9 protein-coding genes are annotated in these 13350 nt (G+C 68.3%); 4 read left to right on the forward strand and 5 right to left on the reverse strand.

Going from position 1 to position 13350, the window contains the following annotated elements; genetic code table 11:
- Positions 1-212 precede the first annotated feature (212 nt).
- Complete coding sequence (locus tag ABQE93_RS11135; RefSeq protein ID WP_448407942.1) at positions 213-3635, forward strand: hypothetical protein; 3423 nt, start codon at positions 213-215, stop codon at positions 3633-3635.
- Between the two features lie 5 nt (positions 3636-3640).
- Here the strand turns inward: ABQE93_RS11135 and ABQE93_RS11140 are convergent, their stop codons facing one another.
- Together ABQE93_RS11140 and ABQE93_RS11145 are read right to left on the reverse strand one after the other, a co-directional pair.
- Positions 3641-5275, reverse strand: a complete 1635-nt coding sequence (locus tag ABQE93_RS11140) for a fatty acyl-AMP ligase (protein ID WP_448407941.1) — start codon at positions 5273-5275, stop codon at positions 3641-3643.
- A gap of 286 nt (positions 5276-5561) precedes the next feature.
- A complete protein-coding gene (locus ABQE93_RS11145; RefSeq protein ID WP_448407939.1) occupies positions 5562-6530 on the reverse strand; it encodes a 4-(cytidine 5'-diphospho)-2-C-methyl-D-erythritol kinase in 969 nt (322 codons plus the stop codon).
- A gap of 72 nt (positions 6531-6602) precedes the next feature.
- Here ABQE93_RS11145 and ABQE93_RS11150 point away from each other — a divergent pair, with 72 nt between their 5' ends.
- Positions 6603-7397, forward strand: coding sequence for a serine/threonine-protein kinase (locus tag ABQE93_RS11150; RefSeq protein WP_448407937.1), 795 nt, complete (start codon positions 6603-6605; stop codon positions 7395-7397).
- 8 nt (positions 7398-7405) lie between these two features.
- Here ABQE93_RS11150 and rsmA read toward each other — a convergent pair whose 3' ends face one another.
- From rsmA to ABQE93_RS11165, 3 genes are all read right to left on the reverse strand, one after another.
- Positions 7406-8329, reverse strand: coding sequence for a 16S rRNA (adenine(1518)-N(6)/adenine(1519)-N(6))-dimethyltransferase RsmA (gene rsmA / locus ABQE93_RS11155; protein ID WP_448408068.1), 924 nt, complete (start codon positions 8327-8329; stop codon positions 7406-7408).
- Complete coding sequence (locus ABQE93_RS11160; protein WP_448407935.1) at positions 8326-9453, reverse strand: resuscitation-promoting factor; 1128 nt, start codon at positions 9451-9453, stop codon at positions 8326-8328. The genes rsmA and ABQE93_RS11160 overlap by 4 nt, the downstream gene beginning before the upstream one ends.
- A gap of 70 nt (positions 9454-9523) precedes the next feature.
- Positions 9524-10378 carry a TatD family hydrolase gene (locus ABQE93_RS11165; RefSeq protein ID WP_448407934.1) on the reverse strand — a complete coding sequence of 285 codons (855 nt, stop codon included), beginning with the start codon at positions 10376-10378 and terminating at the stop codon, positions 9524-9526.
- 25 nt (positions 10379-10403) lie between these two features.
- On the opposite strand from ABQE93_RS11165, the gene metG reads away from it, so the two are divergent.
- Positions 10404-11951: a methionine--tRNA ligase gene (gene metG / locus ABQE93_RS11170; protein WP_448407933.1), complete on the forward strand. Its 1548-nt coding sequence runs from the start codon at positions 10404-10406 to the stop codon at positions 11949-11951.
- A 2-nt stretch (positions 11952-11953) separates the two neighbouring features.
- A complete protein-coding gene (gene gdhA / locus ABQE93_RS11175) occupies positions 11954-13303 on the forward strand; it encodes an NADP-specific glutamate dehydrogenase (RefSeq protein ID WP_448407932.1) in 1350 nt (449 codons plus the stop codon).
- The last annotated feature ends 47 nt before the right edge of the window (positions 13304-13350 follow it).

The raw sequence follows: 13350 nt of genomic DNA on the forward strand, positions 1-13350 counted from the left end.
GGGCAAGGGTTAGCCATGCGCGGTGTGGGCGTGACCTACCAGGCGAAGGGCCGTCGTCTGCAAGGCTTCTGCACCCGAGAAACTTGCAAAAGAAATTTCTCCGATTTGCTATCGCGAGTTTAAATCCATCTTTACTATCCCGAGGAGCCCAAGACTTACCCGGGCGTCAATAGGGTCTGGCATCTTGTCGTCGAAATTGGGGGGAAGCGCCCATGGCTGGTCTGGCTGCGTCGAATCGCGCTGCGGATATCGACTCGAACTCCGTCGCGCGCACGCGGATTGCCCAGCGGCGGCGGCGTTCCGAGGACTTCCCGGTGCGGCGATGGCTGCAGCTTGGCGCCGCATCTGCGGGGCTGGGCACCGCGCTGGTGGGCTTTTCTCTGATGGGTCCGCAGGTCGGGGTGGCCGCGGCCGAGGATGGCGGCGCGTCGTCATCATCCGAGTCATCTGAGTCATCGGACTCGCCGTCCTCTGAAGCGTCGTCGACCGATTCCGGTTCGCAGAGCACGCCGACCGGCACCCGCTCGAAATTCTCGGACGCCGCGGACGACGACCAGGACGCCGACGACGCCCAGGACTCCTCCGACGACGACGACACCAGCGCGTCGGACACCACCGAGTCCGACGTGGACGAGGACGAGGTCGACGCCGACGACGAGGACTTCGACACCACGTCGTCGGCGTACTCGGAAGCCACCGCAGCAGAGGCCACAACGCTTGGCACATCCGAGGATTCAGCGGCCACGACTGCCGTCGACCCGGCACCGTATGGCCTGCTGCCGTCGCAGAACCTCTACACGTTCTTGGTCGGCGATGGCACGGCCGACCGGCCCAACGGCGGCATCCTCGCGGGTAACGGGTACTCGTGGACCGCCGAAACCTGCACCGGGACAACCGCATGCCACGGCGGCAACGGCGGGTTCTTCGGCAACGGCGGCGACGGGTTCAACGGCGGCCACGGCGGTAACGCGGGCTGGTTCGGCAACGGCGGGTCCGGCGGCGACGGTGTTGCCGGCGTCAATGGCGGCGCCGGAGGCAACGGCGGCCGAGGTGGCCTGATCCGCGGCAACGGCGGCCACGGCGGCGCAGGCGCCCAGACCGAGCAGGGTTCCGCCGGCGGTCACGGCGGCCGCGCCGGCCTGAACGGACGCGGCGGTGACGGCGGCGCGGGCGGCGCCTCCACGGGCGCATATCGCGGCGGCACCGGGGGCCACGGCGGCACCGGCGGGCTGCTGTGGGGCGACGGCGGCGACGGCGGCGCGGGCGGTATCGCGATCCTGGCGGGGCAGACCGGCGGCACCGGCGGCAACGGCGGAAACACCGGGTTCCTGTCGCTGTCAGGCGTGGCCGGGGACGGGGGCGCCGGCGGCAACGCCGCGTTCGGCGGTCAGGGGGGCATCGGCGGCAGCGCGGGTTTCCTGGCGCTGTTCACCTTCGGTGGCGCCGGCGGCGCGGGTGGCAACAGCCCGTGGCAGGGCAGCAGCGGTAACCACGGCGGCGACGGAGGCAACGGCGGCAACGGCGGGCTGTTCTCGGGCAGCGGCGGTAGGGGCGGCGACGGCGGAACCGGCGGCGGCGACGGCGGCCACGGCGGCAGCACCGGCGCGCTGTCGCTGTTCGGCAAGGGCGGCGACGGCGGCGACGGCGGCATCGGCCAGGCCGGCATCCCCGGCCTCAACGGCACCGCCGCCAACCTCGACGGTGGCCCCGGCGCCCACGGCGGACCCGGCGGGAGCGGCGGCAACGGCGGCAACGGCAGCTTCTTCATCGGCAACGGCGGCGACGGCGGAGCCGGTGGTTCCGGCGGCACGGGCGGTAAAGGCGGCGCGGGGCATTACGGCGCGAGCACCCGGGTGGGGCCCGGCCAGGACGGCGGTGACGGCGGAGCCGGCGGCGACGGCGGCGTCGGCGGCGCGCTCGGCGGCACCCCCGGCGCCGGCCGCTTCTTCTTCTTCATCTCCGCCGACGGCACCAAGGGAGCCAGCGGCGCAGGCGGAGCCGGCGGCAAGGGCGGTGACGGCGGTGTCGGTGGCTGGACCTCCGACGACGACATCGGCGGAGCCGGCGGCACCGGCGGCGCAGGCGGTAACGGCGCCCAAGGCGGCGTCGGCGCTCCGGGCGGGCCCGGCGGTGACGGTGGCGCAGGCGGGGACGGCGCCGACGGCGGTCGAGTGAGCACCGGCGGCCGCGGCGGCAACGGCGGCGCCGGCGGTATCGGTGGCACGGGCGGCCCGAGCGCGACCGCCGACGATCCGGGCGGCGAGGGCGGCACCGGCGGCACCGGCGGTGGGGCCGGTAACGGCGGCGACGGCATCGCCCCGGGCGACGGGGGTATCGGCGGCGACGGCGGCGACGGCGGCGACGGCGGGGTGATCGCCGGTGACGGCGGCAAAGGCGGTCAGCCGGGCTCCGGAGGGCTCGGCGGTCACGGCACCGACGGTTCGACCGGCACCGACGGTGACGACGGCGAAACCGGTGCCAACGGCTCCCCAGGAGCCAGCGCGGCGACCGCGGCACTGGCGGCGCCACGCGTCCCGAGCGTGCAGTCGGTGCTGTCGAATATCGGTCGGCAGCTGTCCTACATCTTCTTCAACCGCGCGCCGAGCGTTTCGCCCGTCATCGGCGGCCAGGAGGGCGATGACAAGCAGATTACCGTCGACCTGAATGCCAACGGCAACAACGGTTTCGGTGTGACCTACACGATCAAGGAGGGACCCAAGTACGGGACGCTGGAGGCCGGCGACACCCCGGGAAGCTACATCTACACCGCGAACGAAGCGCTGATCGCGCCGGGGATCACCGACCACTTCGTCATCACCGTCGACAACGGGGCGGCGGCCCGGCTGCCCGGGTTCGCCGGCGTGGTGCAGGGGCTCTTCCACGGCCTTGCCGTTCGGATCGGCGCCGCCAAGCCCGACACCATCGACCAAGCGATCACCATCGAGGTGCTCGGCAACGGTCAATACGGCAACGCGGAGGACGCCAAGCAGTACTGGGTCTCGCAGAGTTACTACAACTGTGTGCTGCAGGCCAGCGCGGCGGCGGTCGGGCAGGCCACCCAGAGCACCCCGCCGACCGAGGAATACATGGTCATGTTGGCCAAAACCACGGACAGCGTGGCGACTCCGGGTCAGAAGATGTACCTGCACGAGAACATCGAAGAGGGTGTCGCCAGTGAGGACGCCGCGGTGCTTATGGAGAAGTACTTCGACGTGACCGCCACCTACAAGAAATGGGGCACCTTCGACGCCGACGGGAACCGGCTCGTGGCCGCCACTGCAGAAGAGGGGCAGGAGGCGCTCACCGAACTGCAGGCCGCGTTGGCTGAGGGCAAGGCCGTGGTGGTGGGCTACCCTGTCGCGATCGTGTGGACGGCGGTCACCGACTTCGTGCCGAGCGGGGACGACAGCTACACGCGCGCCGACCACGCCGCCGTGGTGACCCAGGTCGATATGAAGCGCGGCATCGTCTACGTCAACGACAGCTCGATGAGCAACGAGGGGCAGAACGTCGGACAGGGCAAGGCATTACCGATCGGGGTCTTCCTGAGCGGTTGGCAGGCAGCCGATTACGAGATGACGGTTGTCGTGGCGAAGACACCGGAGACGGGGGCGCCGGGCGTGCGGGTCGCCTGACCGGTTTAGGTGACCAGCGAAACCGAGGTGGAGCGGCGCAGCTTGCCCGACGGCGTCTTGGGGATCGTGCCGGGGCCGAGCACCACGACGTTGCGGGGCCGCACGTCGACCTCGGCGACCACCTCGTGGGCGACCTGGTGTTCGATGCGGCGCACCTCGACCGGGTCCTGCCAGGCGTTGGATTCGACTGCGACGGCGAAGGTTTCGCGGGAGTGCCCGGCGTCCAGGCGCACCGCGACAGCGCAGCCGGGACGCACACCGTCGACGCGGCTGGCGGCCCGTTCGATGTCGGTGGGGTAGATGTTGCGGCCCGCCATGATGATGACGTCCTTGACGCGGCCGCACACCACGATGTTGCCTTCATCGGTGATGTAGCCGAGGTCGCCGGTGTCATACCAGCCGTGCTCGTCCTGAGCCGGGATGAACCCGCCCATCGTGATGTAGCCGGGCGTCACGCATTCACCGCGCAACTCGATCACCCCGACACCGCGCGGGGGCATCACGTTGCCGTGCTCGTCGATGACGCGGGCCTCCAGGTCCTGCAGCAGCGGGCCCAGCGAGGCCAGCCGGCGGGTGTTGCCCTTGGTGGCGGGCACCGCGCGCCGCAGCGCGGCCAGCAGATCCGCGTCGACCTCGTCGGTGACCAGGCCCGCCCCACACGGTGAGAACGACACCGCCAGCGTCGTCTCGGCCATACCGTATGCCGGCAGGATGGCGTCCGGCTTGAGGCCGAACGGCTTACCCGCGTCCAACAGGTCCTCGACGTCGGCGGGCTCGACCGGTTCGGCGCCCGAGAGCGCGAACCGCAGCGTCGACAGGTCGAACTCGCCGGGCTTGGCCTGGCGGCGCAACCGCTTGGCGAACAACGCGTAGGCGAAGTTCGGCGCCGCGGTCATGGTGCCCTTGTACTTGTCGATGAGCTTGGCCCACAGCAGGGTGTCGCGCAGGAAGTCCATCGGCGTGACCTTGACCAGTTCGGCGCCGAAGTACATCGGGATGGTGAGGAAGCCGACCATGCCCATGTCGTGGAAGCACGGCAGCCAGCTGACCATGACGTCCTTCTCGACGTCGTATTCGGCGCCGACGAACATCGCCTCGGCGTTGGAGTAGATGTTGCGGTGGGTGATCTGCACGGCTTTCGGTGAGCCGGTGGAACCCGATGTCAGCTGCATCAGCGCCAGATCGTCCTCGCCGACGTCCACCGGGTCGATGGGCTCGGCGGCCAACAGGTCGCTGACGGTCAGCACCGTGATGCCCTTTTCCTCGAGCACCGGGATCGCGACCAGGAACGGCTCCGACACGATCACGGCCTTGGCCTCGATCATGCCGATCACGGTCATCGTGTCGTCGGCCCAGATCGCCAGGTCCGTGCGCGGGGTGGGCTGGTGCAGCATGGTGAGGCTGGCGCCGCGCATCCACAGCCCCTGCGCGGTCGGGGCGATCTCGACCGGGAAGCCGGCCAGCACGCCGACAGCGTCACCGAGTCCGATGCCGGCGTTGGCCAGCCCGCCCGCGATGCGGCGGGCCCGCTCGTGAACCTCACCCCAGGTGTGCCGAACAGGTTCGTACGGTTCGCCGGTGACCATGCCGGTCGTGACCGTGCGCGCGTTGCGGTACATCTTCTCGGTGAATCGGCTCACGACAACCTCCTCGGTTCCGAGGCGAAGGCCCCGGTGTAATGCTCCGCCTGATCAGAGCCACCTTCGCGATTACGCGCGCACAAATCGGGAGCGGTTATGTCTCGAATCGGTGATGCACCGGACCAGCGGATGCGTCTGACGAGCCGCCCACCGAGGGTGTCGGCGGGCGAAATGCTCGCGTCCGATGCTTGACCGCTAGTTTTCACCGTCGTTCATCTTATGCAACTCTTAAGTAGCTGCCAAACTCTCGGAAGTATTGAGTTCTGTGTCACACCGGCGCGGGGACTCAGACCGGCGTCGACGGCGCCGGTACGACGCGCGCACCGTGCACCGGCCCGCTGGCCACCCGCACGCTGCGGCACACGCCGGAATCCGCCAGCACCGCGCCGATGTCGAGCGCCGCGGTGGCCGATGCGCACAGGAAAGCGCACGTCGGCCCCGAACCCGACACGATGCCTGCCAGCGCCCCGGCCTCGGTGCCTGCCGCCAGCGTGCGGGAAAGCGCCGGGTCCAGCCGCAACGCCGCCGCTTGCAGGTCGTTGCCCAGCAGCGGTGCCAACGTCTTCGGATCGCCCGATGCCAGCGCGCCCAGCACCGGTTCGGGATCCTCAAGGCGCGGCGGCTGATCGGGCGAGCCGGCGTCGCGCATCCGGTCGATCTCGGCGAACACCGCGGGCGTCGACAGCTCACCTTCTGCGAACGCCAACACCCAGTGGAAAGTGTTGCGGGCCAACACCGTCGCCAGCTCTTCACCGCGGCCGGTGCCCAGCGCGGTGCCGCCGTGCAGCGCGAACGGTACGTCGCTGCCGAGCTGGGCGGCCAGCGCGTGCAGATCGCGTCGCGGCACCCCGAGTTCCCACAGCGTGTTCATGCCCACCAACACCGCCGCCGCGTCGGCGCTGCCGCCGGCCATACCCCCGGCCACCGGGATCGACTTGTCGATGGAGATCGCCACGTCGGGTGCGCGCCCGACGTGCTCGGCCATCAGCTCGGCCGCCTGCCAGGCGAGGTTGCGCTCGTCGGCGGGCAGTGAATCGACCCCTTCGCCCGACATTTCCAGCGACAGCACGTCGGCGTTGCGCACGGTGACCTCATCGAGCAGCGAGACGGCGTGAAAGACCGTGGTCAGCTCGTGATAGCCGTCGTCGCGCAGATCTCCGACCTCGAGGTAGAGGTTGACCTTGCCTGGCACCCGCACGGTGACCGACCCAGTGGGCACCCACTCCGAGGCGGTGTTTCCGTTCCAGGTCGGCACGGCACGACACTATCGGAGTCCGGCGGCCCCCAGCAGCCGTCTGCGCAGCCGGGCTGAACCTAGGCTGAAACGGTGATTGCCCCTGGCGACCGGTTCGAAAGCTACGTCGTCGACGCGGTGCTGGGTCACGGCGGGTACGCGACGGTGTATCTGGTGCACGACGCGGCCGCTCCGCACCGGCAGGCGGCGCTGAAGATTCTCGACGAACGACACCGCCACCAGGATCAGGTCGCGCGGCTGCGCCGGGAGTTCGAGCTGGCGCACCGGCTGGACCACCCGCACATCGTGCACGTCTTCGAGCGCGGGCGCGGTTGGCTGACAATGGAAGTCGTCGACGGCGGCGGGGTGGCGGCGCTGGCCGAGTTGGACGCTCGGCTCACCGCGCTCGCGCAGATCGCCGATGCCCTGGACTACACCCACAACCGCGCCGTCGTGCACTGTGACGTCAAACCGGCGAACATCCGGATGGCCTCGGAAGACCGGCTGCGCGCTGTGCTCATCGACTTCGGCGCGGCCCATTCGATCACCGACGACATCGGGCGTCGCCCCGCCAGGGCCGAGTTGTCCCTTCCGTACGCGGCGCCGGAACTGATCGCCGGGCACGCCCCGACGTCGGCCACCGACGAATACGCGCTTGCCTGTACCGCCGTCGAGCTGATCACCGGGTCACCGCCGTTCACCGACGACTCCAGCATGGCTTTGATCCGCGCCCACCTGCACCGGCGACCGCCGCGGTTGTCACGCCAATACACCTGGCTGCCAAGAGTGTTCGATTCGGTACTGACCAAAGCGCTGGCCAAGAACCCAGCCGGTCGCTACCAGTCGTGCCGCGAGCTCGTTTCGTTGATCACCCGGGCACTGCACTAGGGCCGCAGCTAGCCGACGCCGATGGAGCCCTTCTGCTGCTCGCCGGCGTCCTGTTCGACCTCGGGTTCATAGGCCCGACCCGAGCGCTGCAGCAGCCGCACGAAGTCCGCGATCGACAGCGTCTCGCCGCGCCGCGAAGGATCGATGCTCGCCGCCAGCAGGTGGCTGGCCGACTCGTTGCCCGAACCGGCCCACTCGGCGAACGCGTTGCGCGACGTCTTACGACGCTGCGCGAATGCGATGTCGATCAACTCGAAAACCTGCTTACGGAAGACCTCGTCGGTAGGCCACGGCGAGACCTCGTAGCGGTCGATGCGCACGAGCCCGGAGTACACCCGCGGAATCGGCCAGAACACCGTCGGCGACACCATGCCGAAGCGGCGCACGTTGCCGAAGAACCTGGCCTTGACGCTGGGTACGCCGTAGTCCTTGCCGCCCGGTTCGGCGGCCAGGCGCTCGGCGACCTCGGCCTGAACCATCACCATCACGGTGCGGATGGACGGGAACTCGGCCAGCAGGTGCAGCAGCGCGGGCACCGCGACGTTGTAGGGCAGGTTGGCGACCAGCGCGGTGGGCTCATCGTCCATCTCGGCCCGCCGGAACGTCAGGATGTCGCGGTTGAGCACCGTCAGCCGATTGATCTCGCTGTGCGAGTGATCGGCGATGGTCGTCGGCAGCTGACGGGCCAGCACCGGATCGATCTCGACCGCGGTCACCCGCGCCCCGCGATCCAGCAGGGCCAATGTCAGGGACCCGAGACCGGGGCCGACCTCGAGCACGTGATCGTGTCGGTTGACACCGGACGCCGACACGATTCGGCGCACGGTATTGGCATCGTGGACAAAGTTCTGTCCGAACGATTTGCGTGGCCGAAAGTCAATCTCTTTGGCCAGATGTCGTATCTCGGTCCGCCCGAGTAGTCGAATGGTCAGCGCGCCCCAATCCTCCCGCTACACGTCGGCCACGCACCCCAACCTTGCCGCGCCCGAGTGACCTCAGCAATCGCAATTTGCTCTTCTCTTGTCGCCAAGTCGGCTCTCGCAGCATACCTCAGACCACCGTTGCGCTCCCAGGTGTTCTGATCAAATTGCACACCGCCGTAATATCCGTTGCCCGTATTGATGGCCCAATTACCTCCGGCTTCGCACCGGGCAAGGGCGTCCCAAACAGCTCCGTTGGAGACCGGCGGAACCTCGGTCCCTGGCTTGGCGCCAATGCGAACCACCCCTTCGCGGGCCGGTTCGATAACGACATTGGCTACTGGCAGTCTGCCGGTCTCCACGCCGTTGATTTTCGCGATGGCAAAGGTCACGTCCTGTGTGCCGGGCGTTCCGGGGTCCTCGACCACGGTCCGGCTCTGGTTCAGCGTGGGGTCCTCGACGCGCGTGGTGTGCGCGGGCAGCGGGACCCGCTCGGTGACGTGGTCGATGCGGACGCGGGTCACGTGGATCTGCATGCCGTCGGTGACGGGTGCGGTCGGCGCGGGGTCGACGCTGTCCTTCTGCTGTAGCGGCGCGCCGGCGGCCGCCAACAGGGCGCCGACGTTGGGCGCCGCCAGGTGCACGGTGCTCTGCTTGCCGGCGTCGTGCAGGTGCACCGTTTTGGGGCTGACCACCGGAAGTGACATGCCCGCCAGCGGAACCCGGCTGCCGCGCGACGCCGCGGCGGGCGCCTTGTCGGTCATCTGCAGTTGCGCCAACGCCTCGTCGACGGTGGAGGCCGTGGTCCAGACCTCCCTGCTGTTCTCCCCGTCGAGCGAAAGCTGCAGCGGGCGGCTGCGACGCAGCACGATCGTGTCGGACTGGCGAACCGGCGACTCGGCCGCCGGGTAAAGATCGTCGCGTTCGCTGACGTCGAACCCGTTCTCGGCGACGACATCGATGACACGCGACTTCATGGTCGCCACGGTGGTGGTTGTGCCGTCCACGGTCAGCGTCACTGTCTTGTGCGCAGCAACCGCCACCCCGCCGGCGAAAACCAGTGCGAGCAATGTCGCGCCGACCAGAAGCCGCAGCAACGGCGAGCGCGTTTCATGGATCTTGTTGATTACGTTCAAAATCTGCTTTATCCCGACTCGGACGGCGTGCTAAGGGCGCTGTTCGATCACCGAACGATAACGAAAAGGACTACGTCCAACAACTCGGCAGCCTGTAGGCCCGTGCGGCCGTCGCAGTAGTTGCTTGGGCAAGAACTTCCGCGGGCCTGCCGAGCAGTTCGGCCAGCGCCCGCACAGTGTAGGGCAAGCAGTACGGCTCGTTGGAGGCGCCTCGGTACGGGTGCGGCGTCAGAAACGGCGCGTCGGTCTCCACGAGCATTTGCTCGAGCGGTATCAGCGACGCCGCTTCGTGCAGCGCCTTGGCGTTTTTGAAGCTGACGGTGCCCGACAGGCTCAGCAGCCAGCCGGCCTCGACGCAGGTGCGGGCCATCTGCGCGTCCGAGGAGAAACAGTGGAAGATCACGGTCTCGGGCGCCCCTTCGGCGCGCAGCACGTCGAGCACCTCGGCGTCGGCGTCGCGGTTGTGGATCATCAGCGGTTTGCCGGTTCGCTTGGCCAGGTCGATGTGCCAGGCGAACGCCTCGCGCTGACGGGCGGGTGCCGCGCAGCCGTCCAGCTTGCCGGGCCAGTACATGTCCATGCCGGTCTCCCCCACCGCGACCACCCGGGGATGTGCGACGAGCCGCTCGATGACGGTCTTGGCTTCCTCGGTCAGCGCGTCGGCCCGGGTGGGGTGCAGCGCGACGGCGGCGTATACGCGGGGGTCGGCGTCGGCGGCTCCGGTCACCCAGCGTGCGGAATCCAGGTCGTCGGCGATCGTGACGACGGCCTGCACGCCGACCCGTTCGGCGCGGTCCACGATCGCGGCGATGCTCTCGGCGTCGGTGGCGCCGCAGGCGTCGAGATGGGTGTGCGCGTCGATGAGCGGGCTCAGCGGTTCCGGGGCGGGCGGCGGCTGCCGTCTGCCTGGGCGCTTCTCACTCACGGCAACACCATAAGCTGACCTAGAAATGAAACAGCCCTACTACGTCACGACCGCGATCGCCTACCCCAATGGCGACCCGCACGTCGGCCACGCCTACGAGTACATCGCGACCGACGCGATCGCGCGGTTCCGGCGTCTCGACGGTTACGACGTGCGGTTCCTGACGGGCACCGACGTGCACGGGCTGAAGATGGCCGAGACCGCCGCCGCCGAGGGCGTCGCGACCGCGGAGTTGGCGCGGCGCAACTCCGATGTGTTTCAGCGGATGCAGGAAAAGCTCAACATCTCGTTCGACCGGTTCATCCGCACCTCCGATCCCGACCACTTCGAGGCGTCCAAGGAGATCTGGCGCCGGATGAACGCCGCCGGCGACATCTACCTCGACTCCTACAAGGGCTGGTACTCGGTGCGCGACGAGCGGTTCTTCACCGAGGCCGAAACCACCGTCGGCGCCGACGGCGTGCGGGTGTCCGCCGAAACCGGCGCACCGGTGACGTGGACCGAGGAGCAGACCTACTTCTTTCGGCTCTCCGCCTACGCCGAGCGGCTGTTGGCGCACTACAAGGCCAATCCGGAGTTCATCGAACCCGAGGTGCGCCGCAACGAGGTGGTCAGCTTCGTCAGCGGCGGGTTGCGTGACCTGTCCATCTCCCGCACCACGTTCGACTGGGGTGTCCCGGTTCCCGACCACCCCGACCACGTCATGTACGTGTGGGTGGACGCGTTGACGAATTACCTGACCGGAGTGGGCTTTCCGGACACCTCCTCGGAGCTGTTCACCCGGTTTTGGCCCGCCGATCTGCACATGATCGGCAAGGACATCATCCGGTTCCACGCGGTGTACTGGCCGGCGTTTCTGATGTCGGCGGGAATCGAGTTGCCGCGCAAGGTCTTCGTGCACGGCTTCCTGCTGAACCGCGGCGAGAAGATGAGCAAGTCGGTCGGCAACGTGGTGGACCCGAACGCGTTGGTCGACACCTTCGGGCTGGATCAGGTGCGGTACTTCTTCCTGCGGGAGGTGCCGTTCGGCCAGGACGGCAGCTACAGCGAAGAGGCGATCATCGGGCGCATCAACTCCGATCTGGCCAACGAACTGGGCAACCTGGCCCAGCGTTCGCTGTCCATGGTCGCCAAAAACCTCGACGGCGTCGTGCCGGAGCCGGGTGACTTCACCGCCGAGGATTCCGAGTTGTTGGCCGCCGCCGACGCGCTGCTGGAGCGGGTGCGCGGCCATTTCGATGCGACGGCGATGCACCTGGCGCTGGAGGCGATCTGGTCGGTGCTGGGCGCGGCCAACCGGTACTTCTCGGCGCAGGAGCCGTGGGTACTGCGAAAGTCGGAGTCCCCACAGGACGGGGTACGCTTGCGAACCGTCCTCTACACGACGTTAGAGACCGTGCGGATCGCGGCGCTTTTGAGCCAGCCGGTGATGCCGGAATCGACGGGTAAACTGCTCGACTTGCTCGGACAGCCTGCCGAGCAACGCACATTCGCGTCGGTTGGCACGCGGTTGGCGCCGGGTACGGCGCTGCCCGCACCGACCGGCGTGTTCCCGCGCTACCAACTGGACTGAGAATGAGTGGCCTTCACAACAAGCTGCACGACATCTACGAGGAAGTATCCCGGCGCAACCCGGGCGAAACCGAGTTCCACCAAGCCGTTTACGAGGTGCTGCACAGCCTGGGACCGGTGGTCTCCAAACACCCGGAGTACGTCGACACCGCGGTGATCCGCCGGCTGTGCGAGCCGGAACGACAGATCATCTTCCGCGTGCCGTGGGTCGACGACACCGGCACCGTGCAGATCAACCGGGGCTTCCGCGTCGAGTTCAACTCGGCGCTCGGGCCGTTCAAGGGCGGGCTGCGGTTTCACCCCACGGTGTACCTCGGCATCATCAAGTTCCTCAGCTTCGAGCAGATCTTCAAGAACTCGCTGACCGGTATGCCGATCGGCGGCGGCAAGGGTGGTTCGGACTTCGACCCGAAGGGCTGTTCCGACGGCGAGGTGATGCGGTTCTGTCAATCGTTCATGACCGAGCTGTACCGCCACCTCGGTGAGTACACCGACGTGCCCGCCGGTGACGTCGGCGTCGGCATGCGCGAAATCGGTTATCTGTTCGGGCAATACAAACGGATCACCAACCGCTACGAGTCCGGTGTGCTCACCGGTAAGGGCCTGACGTGGGGCGGGTCGCAGGTCCGCACCGAGGCCACCGGCTACGGCACCGTCTTCTTCGTCAAGGAGATGCTCAAGGCGGCCAACGACTCGTTTGAGGGCAAGCGGGTGGTGGTCTCGGGTTCGGGCAACGTCGCGACCTATGCGATCGAGCAGATCCACCACCTCGGGGGCACCGTGGTGGCCTGTTCGGACTCCAGCGGCTACGTGGTCGACGAGAAGGGCATCGACGTGGCCCTGCTCAAGGAGGTCAAGGAAGTCCAGCGCGGCAGGATCATCGACTACGCCGAGGCCAGGGCCGGTGCAGCCCGCTCCGTACAGGGCCGCTCGGTGTGGGAAGTGCCGTGTGACATCGCGATACCGTGCGCCACGCAGAACGAGATCAACGGCGACGAGGCCGGATACCTGATCAAGAACGGCTGCCGGTTCGTCGCCGAGGGCGCCAACATGCCGTGCTCACCGGCAGCGATCAAACAGTTCAACGAAGCCGGCGTGACGTTCGCGCCCGGTAAGGCCGCCAACGCCGGCGGCGTCGCGACCAGCGCGCTCGAGATGCAGCAGAACGCGTCGCGCGACTCGTGGACGTTCGTCGACACCGAGAAGCGGCTGGAAGAGATCATGCGCCGCATCCACAACCGGTGCCTGTCGACTGCCGAGGAGTACGACCAGCCGGGCAACTACGTCGCAGGCGCCAACATCGCCGGGTTCATCCGGGTGGCCGACGCGATGCTGGCCCTCGGCCTCGTGTAGTGATGTAGGTCACACCGGTCCGCCCGGCCGTTACGTCCCCGCTCTCG

The organism is Mycolicibacterium sp. XJ662, from assembly GCF_053484035.1.

Excerpts from the sequence above, each read along its gene's own strand:
- ABQE93_RS11135 (WP_448407942.1), top strand. The coding sequence starts at position 213 with ATGGCTGGTCTGGCTGCGTCGAATCGCGCTGCGGATATCGACTCGAAC.
- metG (WP_448407933.1), top strand. The coding sequence starts at position 10,404 with ATGAAACAGCCCTACTACGTCACGACCGCGATCGCCTACCCCAATGGC.
- gdhA (WP_448407932.1), top strand. The coding sequence starts at position 11,954 with ATGAGTGGCCTTCACAACAAGCTGCACGACATCTACGAGGAAGTATCC.